At 57.2% G+C, this 18,498-nt stretch carries 17 protein-coding genes and 6 tRNA genes; 1 reads left to right on the top strand and 22 read right to left on the bottom strand.

Going from position 1 to position 18,498, the window contains the following annotated elements; genetic code table 11:
- Nucleotides 1–5: 5 nt before the first annotated feature.
- From folB to AQ996_RS04365, 22 genes are all read right to left on the bottom strand, one after another.
- Nucleotides 6–491: a dihydroneopterin aldolase gene (folB, locus tag AQ996_RS04470; protein WP_055251396.1), complete on the bottom strand. Its 486-nt coding sequence runs from the start codon at nucleotides 489–491 to the stop codon at nucleotides 6–8.
- Nucleotides 492–534: 43 nt separating this feature from the next.
- On the bottom strand, nucleotides 535–1,116 hold the full coding sequence (locus AQ996_RS04465) for an HD domain-containing protein (protein WP_172622418.1): 582 nt from the start codon (nucleotides 1,114–1,116) through the stop codon (nucleotides 535–537).
- A gap of 2 nt (nucleotides 1,117–1,118) precedes the next feature.
- Complete coding sequence (folE, locus tag AQ996_RS04460; protein WP_055251394.1) at nucleotides 1,119–1,676, bottom strand: GTP cyclohydrolase I FolE; 558 nt, start codon at nucleotides 1,674–1,676, stop codon at nucleotides 1,119–1,121.
- Nucleotides 1,677–1,742: 66 nt separating this feature from the next.
- The gene (gene nrdG / locus AQ996_RS04455; protein ID WP_055251392.1) at nucleotides 1,743–2,324 is read right to left on the bottom strand and encodes an anaerobic ribonucleoside-triphosphate reductase activating protein; all 582 of its coding nucleotides are present in this window, start codon (nucleotides 2,322–2,324) and stop codon (nucleotides 1,743–1,745) included.
- Between the two features lie 426 nt (nucleotides 2,325–2,750).
- Complete coding sequence (gene nrdD, locus AQ996_RS04450; RefSeq protein WP_022094397.1) at nucleotides 2,751–4,973, bottom strand: anaerobic ribonucleoside-triphosphate reductase; 2,223 nt, start codon at nucleotides 4,971–4,973, stop codon at nucleotides 2,751–2,753.
- Nucleotides 4,974–5,537: 564 nt separating this feature from the next.
- A complete protein-coding gene (locus AQ996_RS04445) occupies nucleotides 5,538–6,008 on the bottom strand; it encodes a hypothetical protein (RefSeq protein WP_055251390.1) in 471 nt (156 codons plus the stop codon).
- A 101-nt stretch (nucleotides 6,009–6,109) separates the two neighbouring features.
- Nucleotides 6,110–7,309 (bottom strand): MFS transporter, encoded by a 1,200-nt coding sequence (locus AQ996_RS04440; protein ID WP_055251388.1) that lies wholly within the window; start codon nucleotides 7,307–7,309, stop codon nucleotides 6,110–6,112.
- 73 nt (nucleotides 7,310–7,382) lie between these two features.
- Entirely contained in the window at nucleotides 7,383–8,495 is a 1,113-nt protein-coding gene (gene buk, locus AQ996_RS04435) for a butyrate kinase (protein WP_055251385.1), read from the bottom strand.
- A 3-nt stretch (nucleotides 8,496–8,498) separates the two neighbouring features.
- Nucleotides 8,499–9,506, bottom strand: coding sequence for a phosphate acyltransferase (locus tag AQ996_RS04430; RefSeq protein WP_055251383.1), 1,008 nt, complete (start codon nucleotides 9,504–9,506; stop codon nucleotides 8,499–8,501).
- Nucleotides 9,507–9,511: 5 nt separating this feature from the next.
- Nucleotides 9,512–9,745: an acyl carrier protein gene (locus AQ996_RS04425; RefSeq protein WP_055251381.1), complete on the bottom strand. Its 234-nt coding sequence runs from the start codon at nucleotides 9,743–9,745 to the stop codon at nucleotides 9,512–9,514.
- Between the two features lie 103 nt (nucleotides 9,746–9,848).
- On the bottom strand, nucleotides 9,849–10,271 hold the full coding sequence (locus AQ996_RS04420; RefSeq protein ID WP_055251380.1) for a Zn-ribbon domain-containing OB-fold protein: 423 nt from the start codon (nucleotides 10,269–10,271) through the stop codon (nucleotides 9,849–9,851).
- A 38-nt stretch (nucleotides 10,272–10,309) separates the two neighbouring features.
- Complete coding sequence (locus tag AQ996_RS04415) at nucleotides 10,310–11,596, bottom strand: thiolase family protein (protein ID WP_055251377.1); 1,287 nt, start codon at nucleotides 11,594–11,596, stop codon at nucleotides 10,310–10,312.
- A gap of 321 nt (nucleotides 11,597–11,917) precedes the next feature.
- The gene (locus tag AQ996_RS04410) at nucleotides 11,918–12,535 is read right to left on the bottom strand and encodes a TetR-like C-terminal domain-containing protein (protein ID WP_055251376.1); all 618 of its coding nucleotides are present in this window, start codon (nucleotides 12,533–12,535) and stop codon (nucleotides 11,918–11,920) included.
- A gap of 27 nt (nucleotides 12,536–12,562) precedes the next feature.
- A complete protein-coding gene (locus tag AQ996_RS04405; RefSeq protein WP_055251374.1) occupies nucleotides 12,563–13,201 on the bottom strand; it encodes a 4'-phosphopantetheinyl transferase family protein in 639 nt (212 codons plus the stop codon).
- 145 nt (nucleotides 13,202–13,346) lie between these two features.
- A tRNA-Val gene (locus AQ996_RS04400) sits at nucleotides 13,347–13,421 on the bottom strand.
- A 3-nt stretch (nucleotides 13,422–13,424) separates the two neighbouring features.
- A tRNA-Gly gene (locus tag AQ996_RS04395) sits at nucleotides 13,425–13,500 on the bottom strand.
- Nucleotides 13,501–13,630: 130 nt separating this feature from the next.
- Nucleotides 13,631–13,706 (bottom strand) — tRNA-Gly (locus AQ996_RS04390).
- 42 nt (nucleotides 13,707–13,748) lie between these two features.
- Nucleotides 13,749–13,822, bottom strand: a tRNA-Cys gene (locus AQ996_RS04385).
- A gap of 35 nt (nucleotides 13,823–13,857) precedes the next feature.
- Nucleotides 13,858–13,933, bottom strand: a tRNA-Gly gene (locus AQ996_RS04380).
- A 105-nt stretch (nucleotides 13,934–14,038) separates the two neighbouring features.
- On the bottom strand, nucleotides 14,039–14,785 hold the full coding sequence (locus AQ996_RS04375; RefSeq protein WP_055251373.1) for an anti-sigma factor antagonist: 747 nt from the start codon (nucleotides 14,783–14,785) through the stop codon (nucleotides 14,039–14,041).
- A gap of 81 nt (nucleotides 14,786–14,866) precedes the next feature.
- A complete protein-coding gene (locus AQ996_RS04370; RefSeq protein ID WP_055251371.1) occupies nucleotides 14,867–17,212 on the bottom strand; it encodes a SpoIIE family protein phosphatase in 2,346 nt (781 codons plus the stop codon).
- A gap of 59 nt (nucleotides 17,213–17,271) precedes the next feature.
- Nucleotides 17,272–17,361, bottom strand: a tRNA-Leu gene (locus tag AQ996_RS04365).
- A 767-nt stretch (nucleotides 17,362–18,128) separates the two neighbouring features.
- Here AQ996_RS04365 and AQ996_RS09935 point away from each other — a divergent pair.
- A partial coding sequence (locus AQ996_RS09935) for an IS110 family transposase (RefSeq protein WP_216594993.1) occupies nucleotides 18,129–18,498 on the top strand: 370 nt, incomplete at its 3' end.

Genomic DNA, 18,498 nt, shown 5'->3' with positions numbered 1-18,498 from the left:
GTCGACTAGCGCACGCGCTCGATCTCGACGCCGCAGCTTGCCAGAGGCAGGCCAACAGGAGCCCACGGCTTATCGAGCTTTATGCGCACACCAAGCAGCGAGGGATAACGGCGCAGCAGCATCTGGGCTGTCCCCTCGGCTGCCGCCTCGATGAGCTTAAACGTATGCTCGCGCAGATAGCCATCGACATCGTGGCACACCGAGCCGTAGTCAATCGAGGCATCCAGGTTATCGTGCTCCCCCGCCGCGCGCAGGTCGGCATAGAGCACCAGAGAAACGATGAACTTCTGACCCAGCGCATTCTCCTCGGGATACACGCCATGGTTGGCAAAAACCTCAAGGCCGTCAATGACAATGCGATCGGCATGGCGCAGATCGTCATAGCTCACGTGAGGCACCGCCGTTGCGGTGGATATTTCGCCCCTTCCACGGCGGGCGAGCTCAGCACCTTCAGTCTTGGTTGCATTCTCGGGCAGTTTCTTATTACTCAACGCGATCGTCTCCTTCGTTTAGAACCCCGACCGCACAAACTAACTACACGCGAATCGACAGGTTCTTTTTATCATCGCTCCAGTTGCAAGCGTTGCGCGCGGGGCATGCAAAGCAGGCACGCGACGCTTTGTCGGCTGCATAGAGCAGACGCTCAAGCGGTTGGCTGTTCACGCGCAGCTTTCGATGGCCCAGAATGGCCGTCTTAATGGCTGCGGCATCGGCCGGCTCAAACGCCACGTCATCGGGCATGCCGCCGAGAATCGCATCAGCGACGCGTTCGCTTGCAACATCATGGGATATACCCGATTCATACTGTTCATCTTTGCCGATATCGTGAAGAAGTGCCGTGGCGTAGATGACCTCGCGGTCAAATTCGAGCTGCTCCTCGAGATTCTTGATCCACATAATGCGAGCGACATCGAGCAGATGGTCAATACCGTGGCGGCAGAAGATGCGCCCCGATTCCAACTGTACGATGTTGCCCAGGTGCCGCCGAAACAGCCCGTTGGCACAAATGTAATCAATGCGAGGCATGGCACCAAAGGGGGCCAGGCCCGAAGCCATAAAGCCGCGACGCGACGTCCCCTCATCGGTCTTCGATGTAAAGTCGTTGACGACTCTCATGGTTAGCGGCCCAGCATCCTAAAGAAACGCTCCTCGAGCGCGGGATCGGTCTCAAAGACGCCGCGGCGAGCAAGCGTCACGGTCTTGGTGCCGGGCTTTTGCACGCCACGCATCGTCATGCACATATGCTCGGCCTCCATCAACACAATCGCTCCCTGGGGAGCGAGATAATCCATGAGGGCATCGGCAACCTGTGTGCACAGTTGCTCCTGCAGCTGAAGACGGCGGGCATAAACCTCAACCGTGCGGGCGAGCTTGGAAAGCCCAGCCACCCGACCGTTAGGGATATAACCAATGGCGGCCTTGCCATAAAACGGCAGCAGATGATGTTCGCACAGCGAGTAGAACGTAATGTCGCGCTCGATAACCAAATCGTTCGAAGCGACGGCAAAGGTTTTGGACAGGTGCTCCTCGGCACTCTGGTCCATGCCGCCGGCGATTTCACCATACATACGGGCAACGCGCGCCGGGGTCTCCAGCAGGCCCTCACGAGTTGGGTCCTCGCCTATGCCCTCAAGCAACAGCTTAATGGCGGCCTCGACTTTTTCCTGATCGACCATCTGGGCCTCACTTTTCCGATTTCACGTTCGCACTATGGTACCACGCTCTTCGGCATCGACCACAAGCTACATAGTATGGGTCGAATAGACCGGATCATCACGCCAAAGTTCAACCGCATCACAAAGCGCAACGCCCTCACGCACAGCGCGGTCGCGCGTAGCGTTCATATCAATCACGCGCTGGTTACTCGAGCCCCTAAAGCGCAACGAGATATCATAAAGATCCTGAACAAACGGGCCATCCACCAACATGTCGAGGCAGGCAAGGATACGGTCCGTCACCTCAGTATGGTGACGACCACCCGGCATAAGCTCCTCGAGCACGTCGCCGGTAAAACACCAAATGGTCTTTCCTGACCCCGCAGGATAAGCGGCACGAACACGCTCGACAAACTCAACGAGCCCCGCCTGGTTCTCGGGCTCCATGGGCTCTCCGCCCAGAATCGTCAGGCCGTCAATAAAGGGATGATCGAGGCTCTCGATAATCTTGTCCTCGACGGCACGATCAAAGGGCTCGCCCGCAGCAAAGTCCCACGCAACAGAGTTAAAGCAATTCTTGCACCCACGACGACACCCACTCACAAACAGAGAAGTACGAACGCCTTCCCCATCAGCAATGTCGAAATACTTTATGTTCGCGTAGTTCATAGGTAACTCTCCCGGGAGGCCGGGACATATCATCCCGTCCTCAAACATTCTCGGCCTTCGGCCTGCGAAACTGCGGGCGGGACGATATGTCCCGGCCTCATGCAAAGGGCAACTCAATGAACGAAGCGAACATCGAGTATAGGGTTCGAGGTCCAATAAATACTTCGTTGCAGCTCAACCGTCATCGCAAGCAAAGCGTTGCTGCAAGTCAACTCATTTCCACTAAGAACTTCGAGGAGCGAGCAGACCGCATGCTGCATCTCAGCTACGTCAACTTGGCCGCCCCGTAGCGAGGCCCCGGACCTTTGCTCGATATGAGTTCCGCACGAACAGGAGGCGCCAGTGGCGCCTCCGTCGTGAGCCAGGACTGTCCGAAATAGCGAGTAAAGGTCCGGGGCCTCGCTACGGGGCGGCCTGGGATGGTTATTAGAGATGCAGCACGCGGTCGCGGATCTCCTCGGTTCGGCCCTGGTTCCAGAATTGGGTACCGATGTAACCGCACGTGCGACGGGCGACATTCATCTTCTCCTGGTCACGATTGCCGCAATTGGGGCACTCCCACACCAGCTTGCCGTCATCCTCGACAATCTTGATCTCGCCGTCGTAACCGCACACCTGGCAATAATCGCTCTTGGTGTTGAGCTCGGCGTACATGATGTTGTCGTAGATGTACTGCATCACGCGAATGACAGCCTTGAGGTTGTCCTGCATGTTGGGAACTTCGACGTAGGAGATGGCGCCGCCCGGCGAAAGCTGCTGGAACATACCCTCGAACTTGAGCTTGTCGAATGCGTCGATCTCCTCGGACACGTGGACGTGGTAGCTGTTGGTGATGTAGCCCTTGTCCGTCACGCCCGGGATGATGCCAAAACGACGCTGCAGGCACTTGGCGAACTTGTAGGTCGTCGACTCAAGCGGGGTACCGTACAGCGAGAAGTCAATATCGCTTTCGGCCTTCCACTCCGCGCACTTGTCGTTCATGCGCTGCATGACGGCCATGGCAAAGGGCGTGCCCTCCTTCTCGGTGTGGCTGTGGCCCGTCATGTACTTGACGCACTCATACAGGCCGGCATAACCCAGACTAATGGTGGAGTAACCGCCCACGAGCAGCTTGTCGATCGTCTCGCCCTTCTTCAGGCGGGCGAGGGCACCGTACTGCCAAAGAATCGGTGCGGCATCCGAAAGCGTACCCATCAGACGCTCATGACGGCACAGTAGGGCGCGGTGGCATAGCTCAAGGCGCTCGTCGAAGATCTTCCAGAACTTGTCCATGTCCTGATGCGAGCTCAGCGCGACATCGGGCAGGTTGATGGTCACAACGCCCTGGTTAAAGCGACCGTAGTACTTGGGCTTGTTCGGGTCATAGTTCAGCGCGTTGGCCACGTTGTTAAATCCGTTACCGGAGCGGTCAGGCGTCAGGAAGCTGCGGCAGCCCATGCAGGTATAGCAGTCGCCGTTGCCCGCGGTCTCACCCTTCGACAGCTTGAGCTCGCGCATCTTCTTCTCGGAGATGTAGTCGGGCACCATGCGCTTGGCGGTGCACTTAGCGGCCAGCTGGGTCAGGTAGAAGTACGGGGAATTCTCGTGAACGTTATCGTCCTCGAGTACATAGATGAGCTTGGGGAATGCCGGGGTAATCCACACGCCGGCCTCGTTCTTAACGCCCTCGTAGCGCTGGCGAAGCGTCTCCTCCACGATCATGGCAAGGTCGTGCTTCTCCTGAGGCGTACGGGCCTCGTTAAGATACATGAAGACCGTCACGAACGGCGCCTGGCCGTTCGTGGTCATAAGCGTCACGACCTGATACTGAATCGTCTGGACGCCGCGACGAATCTCGTCACGCAGGCGGTCCTCAACAACCTCGCGGACCTTTTCGGGAGATGCGGAAACGCCGAGCTCCTCGAGCTCGCGGGCGACCTCGCCGCGAATCTTTTGACGGCTCACCTCGACGAACGGGGCAAGATGGGTCAGCGAAATCGACTGGCCACCGTACTGGGAGGAAGCAACCTGAGCGATGATCTGCGTCGCGATGTTGCAGGCGGTCGAGAAGCTGTGCGGCTTCTCAATCAGCGTACCCGAGATAACAGTGCCGTTCTGGAGCATGTCCTCCAGGTTCACCAGATCGCAGTTGTGCATGTGCTGGGCAAAGTAATCCGAATCGTGGAAATGAATCAGGCCCTCATTATGGGCATCCACGATCTCTTGGGGCAGCAGCACACGCTGAGTCAGGTCCTTGGAGATCTCGCCGGCCATGTAGTCACGCTGAACGGAATTGACGGTCGGGTTCTTGTTGGAGTTCTCCTGCTTGACCTCTTCGTTGTTGCACTCGATCAGCGACAGAATCTTGTCGTCGGTCGTGTTCTTCTGGCGCTTCAGGCTCTGAACATAGCGATAGATGATGTAGTGGCGGGCAACCTCGTAGCAGTCGAGACGCATGATCTCGTCCTCGACCAGATCCTGAATCTCCTCGACCGACACGGTGTGGCCCGCGTTCTCGCATGCCTCGGCGACGTTTTGTGCCGCGTAAACCACCTGGCGGTCGGTAAGACGAGAGCTCTCCTCGACCTCCAAGTTTGCGGCGCGGATGGCATTGACGATCTTATCGATGTCAAAGACAACCTCGGTGCCGCTGCGCTTGATGATCTTCATCCTCTTGCCTCTTTCGCGTCGTAGTCTCATTGCGCTTCAGAGCCAAACGATGCCCGGCAGGGCGTGCCCCTGTCTTGCGGCGCCGTCGCGCAATCTGTGTTCTCGATAACCATAGGCCCTCATGCGGACAATCCTCGCAGCCAATCAAGGGGCTCAAAGATCTATCCAAATGGGGCGAATAAGGTTCTCGTTCTCTGTCCGACATCTATCATACGACAAAGAGGCATCTATATCCTGTATTCTTTTTTTAGGTCAAACACAACATATAGTGTTTCAGCAGGTCAAAGCAATTGGTCAATTTGCAGACGCATTATAAATGAAGACCTCTTGGCAGGCTGCTAAAACGTTATCAACCCAACTACCTGCACAGCAGTTTTGAAACCCCCTCAATCGTGCCGCCGTCAAATAGCACCAAAACCAAGCTGCTCGCGCCAAAAGAATCCAAAAGATTATGCTTGACCAACATGTTGCGGTCGAATGCCGGCGGACGGAGCGACAGGACTGCAAACGCTCGGAAGACTACAGCCCCGGCGCCCCGTCCGCCGGCATTCGATATGCGAGGAGCTATTTCTTCTCTTCGCGAGCTATCATGCGACCGAGAGCCGCTGTAAAGGGATCGAGCAGCACACCGGCGATAACCACGAAGGCCCACCCCTTTGTGACAAGGCCTGCCCAGCGCGCAAAGAACGTATGGCCTTCAATCGTTCCGAATCCTCCCTGGAAGGCAATCTCGCCAAAACCGATCACCATAAAAAGGAGCGTGGCACCGATGACCGTACCGGCGATCTTGTGTGATGCACTCCCCTGATCAAAACCAAAAAAGTCCAGGCACATGCCAACCGTCTTTCCAAACAGCGGAAGCGCGCTCAATACCTCGGCGATCACTGTGGCGACCACGAGCTGTCCCCAAAAACCCGTGGGACTCCTCAGGTCCAAACCGGGTGCCCCTTCGATAATGGGGAGAAATGCACAGAGCAACAAGGGGTTAAAGAAGCCATTGAGAATGCCGATGACGCGGCCGACAGGGAGCTTCATGGCCTAAATCCTTTCAGAACAATTGATAAAAAGAGGGCCGCCGGCATTTGTCGGCGGCCCCGTTAAAGCTACAGATGCGATGCGGCAACTGCCAAAAGCAACTACTCCGCTTCGCCCTGAGCGGCCATCTTTTCGGCCTCGGCGAGCTGCGCCGGAGTCAGTTTGCGATACTTAATGGCGCCAAAGACGACACAAGCCGCACACACGATCATGCCAGCGACGAACTTCTGGTCGATCGTTGCACCAAACGGCGACGTCACGGCCTCGAACACAATGGGAGACAGTGCCATGCCAAAGTTGATGCCTGCCATGCCAATGGCGAGGTTAAACGCACGTCCCTCGGGGGCAGAGTTGCCGGCGGCAAAATTGCCCTCCAGCGGCACGTATGTCTCCTTGCCCAACGCAACGACAAAGCCCGCAACGCACAGCACCATAAAGGCGGGCGCGACCAGCGTGAGGCCCAGGCCAACGAGCGTCACGCCCCACGCAATCGGCATAGCCAGGTTCTTAAACTTGGCAAACAGTGGACCGACCAAAAGACCAGCTGCAATACCGGCAACGGTCATAACGGTAGAGGCAAGACCGGCCTCCACGGTACCGCCAAAGCCGCGACCCACGACAAGCAGCGAGACATTGGAGCTAAAGAGCTGGAACGTGAGCACGAACACAAAGCTCATGAGCGTGATAATTGCGACCTCTTTGGGCATGTTGGCAAACACGTTGACTTTACGCTTGGGCTCCAGATGGCCCTCGGGCAGGCAGACGGCCTCAATGACGATAAACACGATCATGATGAAATAGGCCGCATAGCTGTGGAACCACTCGGCAGAACCCAAGATGCCGGAAACCATCGTCCAGATAATGCCGCCCAGTGCAACAAAAGTGGAGTAGATGCCCATGACAAACGAGCGCTGCTTTCCACCAAAGTAATCCGCGATAAGAGCGTCTGTTGAATTCTGCACGGCGCCGAGACCAAGGCCCATAACAGCAGAAGCCGCTAAGACCTGGCCGAGTGAGTCGTGGAACACCAGCACCGAGGCGCCTGCCAGCATCACGATAACGTGACCGACAAGCGTCGTCTTCTTCTTGGACACGCGAGAGGCGAGCTGTGAAGAGACGAGCATGGCGGACAGCGCCATCATCAACGGGATGATGCCGATGATCATCTGGACGGCAGCGATGATTTCGTTGGGAAACGCCGCCGCAACAGAGGCCACGATGGGGACGGGCACCAACATGCCCATAATGCACATGGCGGCAGCATAAATGCCCACCAGGTACTTGATCTTGGTTTTATCCATGATCCATCCTTACACTTAGAAAAAGGGTCTGGGCGTCCGGACATCACCATCGGACGCCCCAAACACAGCACTATCAGTCGTTGAATCCGGTGAACACGGGCTCTCCGCTGTACACGAGCGCTTCCTCGATGCCATCGAGCACGCGGCAGGCGCCAGACGCCATCGCCTCGAGTTCAAACTCGCCGGGATAAGCCGATACGGGGGCGATCCAAGAGCAGCACTCCTCAATCGAGGCAACGAGCTCTTTGCTGTGGACCATGCCGCCTCCGAGCAAGATGCCGTCGACGTCACCCTTCAGCACGCAAGCCATCTCACCAATCCACTTGCAGATTTGGTAGATCATTGCATCCCAGGCGCGAGCTGCGGCCTTATCGCCCGCAGCGGCACGATCGCACACCTCGATGGCATCGGAGGTACCCAAAAGATCGACAAAGCCGCCGGTCTTCATGCAATGGGCGCGGGCGACATCAAGACCGTGCTCCGCAGTGTACTTTGCGACCTCGATCGCGGGAACCGATCCGCAGCGCGTCGGCGCCATGGGACCCTCGCCGCCGACGATGTCGTTGCCGTCTACCATCTTGCCCTTAAGATGAGCCGAGATAGAGATGCCGCCGCCGATATGGCAAACGATGAAGTTGCACTCATCATAGGGGCGACCGAGCGTTGCCGCATGGCGGATGGCGGTCTCTTTGAGATTAAGGGCGTGCAGGTGCACGTTTCGATACACGCCCTTAATGCCCGTCATACGTGCGAGGTCGCACAGCTCGTCGGTATCGGGAGGATTCACCACAAAAGAGGGCTTTCCCGTCTTTGAGGCGAACTCATGGGCAATCTGGGGACCCAGCTGTGCCGGATGCTGAATGCCATTTGCGCCAACGCGAGCATGCTCGAGCATGACCTCATTGATGGCATACGTACCACCGGGCAGCGAAAGCAAGCCACCGCCGCGACCGACAAATGCATCAAAGTCCTCGAGCTTTAGGCCCGCCTCCCCCAGTGCTCCAAGAATCAGATCGCAGCGATACGGCATCTGAGCCGAAACCCCATCGAACTGGGCAAGGTCCTTCGCATCGTGCGCAACGTTCTTGCTGAGCTTGCACTCATCGCCCTCAAAAACGCCCACCTTCGTGGAAGTGGAACCCGGGTTGATTACCAGAACGCGCCAGGGAGTCTTTTTATCGGACATACCTTAAGCCTCCTTAAGCGCCTGGGCGCGCACGCAGCTCATCACCACGTTGCCGACGATCTCATCGACGGGCGCAGAGCGCGAGCAATCGCACACAATCTTCTTGAAGCCCTGAAGCATGGGGCCGTAGGCATTGGCGCCGGTCAGATTCTGGATGATCTTGACGCCGATATTGCCCACGTTGATATCGGGCCAGATGACCACGTTGGCTTGGCCCGCAACAGCGGACTCACGACGTACCTTCTTGGCCGCAACCTTGGGGTTAATCGCCGAATCAAACTGGAACTCACCGTCGATGGCCAGGTCGGGACGGCGATCGTTGGCAATCTCGCGAGCACGACGCACCTTTTCGACAAGCTCATTGTCCATCGAACCGTCAGTCGAATGCGAAAGCAGCGCGCAACGGATATCCCATCCGGTCAGTGAGCGCACCGTTTCGCTCGACGAAATCGCGATCGAGGCAAGCTCCTCGCTCGTAGGGTCAACGCAAACGGCGGAATCGCCAAAAGCCAAAAGGCCGCCTTCGCCGCCGTTCCAGTTGGGAATGTCGGCGATACCGCACGAGCTCACGGTGTCCACCCCGTCGGCAAGGCCGACGATGGTCTGACCCGCCAGGATAATATCGCCCGTGGCGTTATCGATACCGGCGAACATAACGTCGACATCGCCGAGCACCTGCAAAATCAGGGCGCGCTCAAGCGGACGCGTCATACGGCGCGCAGCGCCCTTGGGCTTAAACTTGCAATCCGGATGAGAAAGGTAGCGCTCACAGCAGGCGGCGTTCGCCTCCTCGTCGGTCACATCGACAATCTCGATGCCGTCAAGGGAGATGCCACGCTCATCGGCAAGCTCCTTGAGCTTACCGCCGTCGCCGACCAGCACGCATTCGGCAAGATGCTCGGCAGCGATCTTTGCGACCGCCTGCATCATGGTCTCGTTTTCGCCCTCGGGAAAAGCAACGCGCATAGGCTTGGCGGCAGCCTGCTCGCGCAGGGTCTGCATCAGGTCCATGGCAGCTACTCCATCTCTTCGGCAGTGCGCTCGATAAGCTCGCCGATGGTCTTCATGACCATGACCTCGCGCACAGGAACCTCGGCGTCGAGCTCGTTCTCGATCATGGAGGTCAGCGCGATCATCTTCATCGAGCCCTTGCCCAGGGTCTCGAACGTCGTCTCGGGGGTCACATCGCCGTCATAGTTGTAAGCGGACTTGGCAAAATCGCAGATCTGCTGAGTGAGTTCTTCGTTCATGATGGTGCCTTTCAATCGAAAAAGAGGGGCGACCACGGCGGACTGGAGACATGGGTCCCGCCGTGGCCTAAGAGAGGAATCGAATTGTTACAGGGGTGAAAACCTAGTCGTCAAGCTCGAACGTAAGCTCTTTGTAGCCCGGACGGTCGATAACCTTGGCATGGACGCCAACGGTCTCGCCCGCCATGAGCTTGGCGCGAATCTCGGGGGCCTTCTTCTTGGTAATGCCGTAGATGACGTAGGTGTACTGAGAACCCTCGTCAATATCGACGGCGCCGTAGGCGTACTTGCCATACTCTTTGAGGTAGGGCTTGTCGTTCTGCGGACCAGGCAGAGTAAAATCGATTAGATGGCCGTGACCGGAAACCTGGACCCAATCGGTCTTGTGGTAGCCGCAGGCATTGCAGGCAAGGTGGGGCGGAAACTCGACGGCTCCGCACTCGGGGCACTGGCGCGCCCAATAGATGCCATCTTCAAGACCCGTGTAGAACTTCTTGACCACGGGCTCCATATCTTTGAGTTGCATGAGAATACTCCTTATGGGAAATCGAAAACCGCGGTCGCTTAGGCGACGGTACGAAGGATCTGGCAGCGCACGTTCTGAGAACCACCAAAACCGCGCAGGAAAGCCGTCTCGGGAACCTTCTTCATCTGGGTGGCACCGGCGACGCCGCGCATTTGTTTAACGGCCTCGACGATATCGGCGATGCCCGATGCGCCATGAGCGTGACCGAAGTTGCAACGGCCACCGTGCGGATTGATGGGCTTATCGCCGTCAAAAGCGGTGCGGCCATCGATTGCGTACTTCCAAGCCTCGCCGCGCGGAATATAGCCGCACTCCTCAGCCGAGACAATCTCGGAAGCCAGGAAGAAGTCATTGCACATAAATAGGTCGACCTCGTCGGGGCTCACGCCGGTAAGGTCGTAGACCTGCTTGGCGGCAAGCTCGGTAGCCCAATGCTCGTTGTGAAGCAGGCCGGCCTCGACGGCAGAGGCGCCCGTGCCCAGAACCTCGATAGGTGCATACGGGACACCCATGGCCTTGGCCTTCTCCGTGGGCATCACGACAACAGCTGCGGCACCGTCGCATTTCTTCTCAAAGCCGGTGACGCGCAGGTACTGCGTAACGCGCGGGTTGTACATGCTCTTGAGATACTCGTCGGCGGTATCGAACCCAGCTGCCTTCGCGTCCTCCTCGACTGTGGTCTCGTACCAGGCAAGGGGGTTCAGGACGGCACCGCGGCGAAGGCTCTTGGTAAGGCCGTTCAGGGCGTCATCGATCTGATCGGCAGTAAGGTCGTACTGCATCGAATACTCGTTGATCCAGTTGTCGAACGACACGCCAAAGGCGCCATCGAGCGGGCGACCATAAGCGCGGTCATAGATCTTATCAAGCGAGGGAATCATGACGTCGAGCGTAAAGTCCTGACGAATATGGGAAGGCATATGCTCAACGGGAAGAGTCGAAGCCAAATCACAGGCACCCGTAAGGACAACATCGTAGGCACCGGAGGCGACTGCCATCACGGCCTGCTCAAGGGCAACATAGCCCGTGCAGCAAGCCTCGGAATGATGGACAGAGCCCTTGGCACGAACGCCAAACCAATCGGCAACCTGCATGTTTGGGGTAATGCAATCGCCAACGAGATACGGATTGGCGCTGCCGTGATAGAAAAAGTCGATATCGCGGGGCTCAAGACCGGCATCGGCAATTGCCTCGAGGGCTGCATAGCCAAACGCCTCGCCCTCGCCAATACCCTGGGTCTCGGGATGCTCCTCAAAATCCTTGAACGGGGTGCAGCCTACGCCTACAATCGAGACGCTGCGCATGTTCTTTCCGAGCGTAACCACTGAATATCACATCCTAATCATGTGAAGGTGTACGGAATGATGGCGCAGCCCAGCCGCGAGCGAAGGTGAGAGAGCGCTCGCGGCTTTTCTGTGCCGTCACACGTTGAACTACTGCAGTGGTTCTTTTGAACGTAGCTTTAGTTTACGAGGGGTTAAACGAGACGCGTGAGACAAAAAGCCCCGATGTGTCCCATCACATGGGACACATCGGGGCTAGGAGTTCCAAATAGCAGATAAATGGCCATACTCAAATCAATTCATAGGGCTGAATTGCTCTGAATCCGCAACCTACGCAACCGTTCATCCCTAAAAATCAGCCGTTCACCCGAGCGGCTTTTCAAAATCGGGGATGCGTGGGTGCCAGTGGCGTGACGCATCGTCGACAAACAGCGGCGCATAGAACATGCGATTGAGCGCGGCAGCAACGGTGCGCGCTTCCAAATCGGGACGGACCTCGAGCCAATACTGGACAAGGTTGTGATGTCCCGCGAGCGCAAAGGCCAGATACAGGTCAAAATCGGTCTCGTCAGAAAATGTTGAGCGCAGACGGTCGCGAAAATACTCATGCATGAAAACCGTAGCCTTATGCGTGAACACGGGGTCCCCGTTTTCGCTGTTGAGCGCGAGCACCTTCGAACGATTGCGCTGTAGAATCTCCATACGCTTGATCATCGTCGGCGTCGGATCGAGCTGAGCGTCACCAAAGCGCGCCTCAAGGGCAACGTCGTTAATATCTTGCATATTGTGGAGCAGATCGTCCTCAAATCGCTTAACAACGTCGTCGACAGAACGATAGCAGCGGTAAAACGTCGATTTCGAGGTGTGCGCGAGCCTCAGTACATCGGTCACCTTGATCGCCTGCACCGGTGTCGTCCCCATAAGCTCAAAGACGGCATCCTCGATGCGGGCGCTGATATCGTTCTTTGCATCTAGCGGCATAACGGTCTCCCCTGTTGGCAATCAGCCCTATCCTACATGAAAGATATGCTCTTTGAGGACGATTTGGGGCACGAAGTGCGCGGCACACGAGATGACGCTTCCATCGTATTCGGTGAACGAAACGTTCCAGTCGTCGGGCAGTCCGTCCTTGCCGGGATCAACCGAAAAACCGCTCCCCTGCGCTTTGAGAACGGCTTCGATGCGTGTCCATACCCGGCACATGCGACGGCAACGCTCCCGCTGATTGCCCGCAGCGTCAATCCATGCACGCTCCTCGAAGGTTGCCATTCGACTAACCGCCAAGGGCGACACCTCACCCATCGACTCAATGTCTACGCCTATAGGTCCTCCAGATAACTGCGCGGCCTCAGAAACAGCAAGAACGGCCGTACCGGCGGCATGCGAAATCGAAATGGAGGGGGCATTAGCATCTGCAAGTTCAGGTTTGCCAAATGAAGAGCGCACAAGCTGCGCATCCTCGTAGACACCCAAAACGTCACGAAGAAGCGCACCCACACCGGCAGCTTCTCGACGAGCAGAAAGCGGAAGGTCATCGTCTAGGGCGCGAGCGGCATAATGAGGCGCCATCCGCGCAAGATCGACGATCGCACAGGGGTCAACCATGGAAACGCGGGCGACATGCACGGTTATGATCAAAATAATCATCTCCCCACGAAACCAAAAGGCAAATGATGGCAGATTATGCTGGACAGCAATTGCACTGTGATAAAGCGACCGTTGTCGATAATTTGATGGCATACGCACTTATAGCAAAACAGTCCAGAAGCAAAGCCTCTGGACTGTGAACATTTGGTGGGCGTTAGAAGATTTGAACTTCTGACCTCTTCCGTGTCAGGGAAGCGCTCTCCCCCTGAGCTAAACGCCCAAATGGAGCGGACAACGGGGCTCGAACCCGCGACCCCAACCTTGGCAAGGTTGTGCTCTACCAACTGAGCCATGTCCGCCTGCGAGGATTTAATATACGGGATGATCCACGCAAATGCAAGAATTATTTTCGAATAATTTGAAAATAATTCGAGCCCATGCGATGGGTACGAAAAAGCCCGGCTACCGTGGTAGTCGGGCTGCTGCGTTTGGAGCGGACAACGGGGCTCGAACCCGCGACCCCAACCTTGGCAAGGTTGTGCTCTACCAACTGAGCCATGTCCGCATATGTAAAACAAAACGGGCGCCGGAGCGCCCGGATGTTGCCTGGAGGCGAAGCCCGGATTCGAACCGGGGGTAAAGGCTTTGCAGGCCTCTGCCTTACCACTTGGCCACTTCGCCGAAAAAGGACCGTTAAGAACGGTCCGGAAATGCAATGGAGCGGACAACGGGGCTCGAACCCGCGACCCCAACCTTGGCAAGGTTGTGCTCTACCAACTGAGCCATGTCCGCTTGCGGGTTATTAATTTACGCGAGTTATCCAAAAGACGCAAGTACTTTTTTCAAAAAAGTTGCTCAAAGCAAGTTCACGCAGGGAAATCATGTCAACCCAAGGCGCTAAGCGCACGATTCCAATGCCGAGCTAAACAGCTTCACCATCCGAACGCGTGTGCCGGCACCATCCGTGCGACGGGTAACCTCCACATTATCGACGAGCATGCGCATAAGCTTGATACCACGTCCGCGTTCCTCGGATGCCACCGGCTCGCTCGCCCCATCGATAGAATAGCCAGCGCCCCGATCAAGCACCTCGAGCACAACACGGTCCCCGTAGGCCTGAACCGTCAGGATACAGCCAACACCGCCCGCATGGTCATACGCGTTACCCAATGCCTCCCCCAGCGCCAATGCAACGTCATAACGTTCATCACGCCTCAGGGGAAGCGATTCGAGAAGCTCGGCCACACGGTGCCGATAATACGGGAGGTTCTCTATGCCTCGCCGCACTTCGATGCTCTTGCTCCATCGTGGCAACTCTCCCACCGGAATGGCGGGAATCGACTCACGCGCCGGACCCGCAACATGAAGGATGTCGACAAGTCGGGCAATCTCCAAGAAGCGAATGACCTCATCGGAGGCGTTAACGAGCGAAAGCAGGCCCTCTCGCCTCATGAGCTCTCTGGCACGTGTAAGCAAAAACGCCAAACCCGTCGAGTCGATAAAGCCCACGGCCTGGCAATTGATGACAACACGGCGCACGCCCCGGTCGATCAGATTATCCAACCGTGGGCGCAGCACGGACACCGAGGCGATGTCGACATCACCCGGTGGCGTCAGAACCGCTATGTCATTCCACTCATTCATACGACCATGGTTCCCCAAAAGAGCTCGCTCGATGCATACGTATCTGTAACTGCGAAGATTTTGCCCGTTACGCGTCGAGGTCTACGATCGACCTCGTAAAAATTCAAGGGAAACCAGCGCGATGTCATCGTCCAGCGCCGACTCGGTAAAGCGGTCAAGCTCGCCCAAGACCTTACCGCAGATTCCCGATACGCCCTCACCCGAGACAGAGAGCAGAAGGTCGCGAAGGCGCTGCTCGCCAAAGAAAGCACCCGAGCGATCACGTGCTTCGATTGTTCCGTCGGTATACATAAATAGCATGTCACCAGGAGCGAACGTAAACACGCCTGTCTCGTACACCATGCTCTCAAAGGCACCGATCACGCCCGATTGGCACCCAAGGAGCTCCACTTCTCCCCCTCGGGTTTCTCCGCCGCCAAGCGGCGTCGACGACGGTCTAATGACCATAGTGGGAGGATGTCCCGCAGAGCAATAGGTAGCGCGACCCGCTTTAAGATCGATCTTGGCGATAAACGCCGTCACAAACGTCTCGACCCTCGAAAAGCCCATGAGCATGCTATTGAGCGAGCGGGCCATGCGGGCGGGCCCAGCACCCTCCCAGGCATAGGCCGTCAGCGCCGTCTTGACGAGCGCTGACATCGACGCCGCCTCGATTCCTTTGCCAGACACATCACCCAGAATCATTACGGCGCAATCGTCGGGAAGACGGACGAGCGTATAAAAGTCGCCACCGACCAACGCCGAATTCGTTGCCGAAAGGTATACCGAATCGGTCGCGATACCCGGAACGTCACCAAGCGAATTTCTCATGCCAATCTGGAGGGTCTGAGCGATATGGCGCTCCTCGCGCTTTTGAGATTCGCCCTCGTAGATCAGTTCAAAGTCATGCGCCAAGTGCACCAAGTAGTCATATTCAAGGTCATCAATCGGCTCTTGACTACCGTCACGAAGCAGAAGCGCGCGCGTCGTCGGGCCTTTCGCAACAGAAGCAGGAACGATCGCGTCGTTGCTGTGTTTGCCATCACCCTCAGAGCGCGGGCGCCCCGCCTCGATGCCGGTGTCGACGTAGAGACCCTGGCAAGGCAGACCATGCGCCCTAAGCCAGCCTCCCATAGGCATCGATTCGTCAACGCGAGTTATACGGACGTGTTTAAGATCCTCGGCACTCGTGCCGCCCAAAACAGACGCCTCAAAGCCATCAGAGCCAACCCCCAAACGTGCCGCTGGCGCCGTCGTGGAAAAGAAAAGTTTCTCGGGATCGTCCGGCAAAGCAACGCGACTGCCGCCTTCAAAATCTATGACATAGGAGCCCAGACTGGCGTCATACTCAACAGGGCAAAAATGACAGTTGAGCATATTGCAAATCTCGGACGATATAGCCTGGGTAGCCGCGGCGGAATCGTCTAGAAAGGTAAACAACTCATCACGTAAGACATTGAGCGAGCGGCCAAGCTCGGCCGTGCGACGAGAGCGAAGGCTCGATGCCATGCCGACCAGCTGGATAGACAGGTAATCGCAAATGACCTCGAGTACATTAACGTCATAGGCGAGCGGTGCCTGAGGGCGCTTCCAACCAACTTCCAGCACGCCAAGGATCTGCGTACCGTAAAAAACGGGAAGACAGATCTCGCTGCGGTACGGAGGCATATCCTGCACGCGCAACAGGTGCTTAGAACGATTGTCCAGGTCCATGAACATACCGGAGGCAGCCCTATCACCCTCAAGGTCCTGTTGAATCGACAAGCGACAGGCACGCGACTCGCGAAGAACATACGTCGGAATGCCAGCGCCATACGGCAAAAACTCGGGCAGGTAGCTGTCGTGCAGCTCCTTGGAGACACCGCGAAGCTTAAAACCGCCGCTCTCAGAAAAATAGATAGCGGCACCCGAAGCATCGAGCGTTCCTACAAGCTGGTTCAAAACGATATCTAACAAACTGGGCAGCTCATCGGAGCCCACCGTGCTCATAATGACCGACAATGTACCCGAGAGACGCTTATTCGCCACTCTAAGCTCCGAAAGCGCACGCTTGAGCTGACGGTCGTGCGAATACTGTTCTTCGATGCTATGGAGTGCCACCAGAACGCGCGGCGCACGGCGGCCAAAGATTCGAGGCGGCGTAACCGAGCCGGCACAAACCAGGACGGGAATAAACGATCCGTCACTTAACTTGAGCATCAACTCGCTCTTTGTTCCATTGGTCTCAAAAGGAAGCCGATGCTCTGTCGCGCGTTCAAAAGCCGACGAGTACAAGAGGTCTTTAACGTCCCCGTTGATCACATCGGAACGCTCCTCGCACATCAAGTCGAGCAAGCGATTATTTACATGCAAAATGGTTCCGTCGAGCTCGCAGATAATGACAGCATCGCTCGTGATCTCGACCAATTGGGCAACGTCCGCCCACTCATTGCGCTCAAGCGTTTCCATCGTGAACCTCACCGTCTATCGGTAACAAAAAAGCCTCCGAAGAGGCTTCTCAAATGCGATGGTGTCGGAGGCGGGACTTGAACCCGCATGACCAAAAAGCGGTCACTAGCACCTCAAGCTAGCGCGTCTGCCAATTCCGCCACTCCGACATGCTATGTTGTTGATTCGCGGTTCGCTTTGTTGAACCCGCGCGTTCAACGAGGAAGATAATAACCTATGTTTCGAGAACTGCGCAAGCACTTTTTTGAAAAAAGTTTACGAATTTGTAAATGCACTGGTAGACGCTTATGTTCGGACCGGAACGGGGTCGGCTTCCCAACGCGTCCTCGGGCATGCGGTACATTTTGATTCGCGCTTCGCGCTACAAAATGTACCGCCCCCTGCGGAATGCGTTGGGAAGCCGACCCCGTTCCGGCCCTACGTCCACGTACTCCAGGCACCGTTCTCAAACATGTTCTGAGAGCTGATATAAATTTGGTGGCTCGGCTTTGCCGAGCCCTTATATGGTGAGGCCGGAGCCAAGGCTCCGGCCTCACACAATTCCCTATCAGATTAAGCGAGCGATCAGGGAATCGCACTCCCCCTGCCGAGTTAACGTAGGGCCCGCCCTGGTGTTACTTTTCAGAACACTCCGCACTGATATTTTCTGTATTGAAGACGTCGATGGTGCGCCCGTATACCATTGACGTCGACACCATCAGACGCGGTCCGCGCGGTGACCCCACATTCCGCTGGCGCCCACAGGGCTGCCCTCGTTTCCTGACATGTCCCGCGCGGGCCGCGGCGAGCCGAGACCGCCGCATGACCTAATAGGAGCATGGAGCGATACCGCGGACCCGAACAACCGCATTCTATCGCGCCCCGTCAGTGTGCCGTCTGCCCGGTCCAGGCGAGCACGGAAAGAACGGAGCGAGACATGAGAACCGAATCGACACCCGGCGCCCGCGGGCCGGTCTTCTGCGGGGTCGACACCCACGCCGACTCGCACTGGCTGTGCGTCCTCGACTGGAGGGGCCGCAAGGTCCTGTCCCGCCAGTTCCCCGCCGACGCGGCGGGATACGAGGCGCTCGCCGGGGCGATCGCGGCGGCCGGGGAGCCGGCCTGCGTCGCGATGGAGGGGACGTCGTCCTACGGGGCGGGCCTCACCAGGCACCTCGCGTCGCTGGGGATGCCCGTGCGCGAGGCGCTCTCCCCGGCGAGGACGCAGAGGAGGCGCCCGGGGCAGGGAAAGTGCGACGAGTCGGACGCGGAGAGGGCGGCCCGCGCGGCGATGTCCGGCTCAAAGC

Origin of the sequence: Collinsella aerofaciens, from assembly GCF_001404695.1 — a bacterium.
In the GTDB taxonomy this organism is placed as follows: domain Bacteria; phylum Actinomycetota; class Coriobacteriia; order Coriobacteriales; family Coriobacteriaceae; genus Collinsella; species Collinsella aerofaciens_E.
This window is presented reverse-complemented; position numbering and strand designations above follow the sequence as displayed.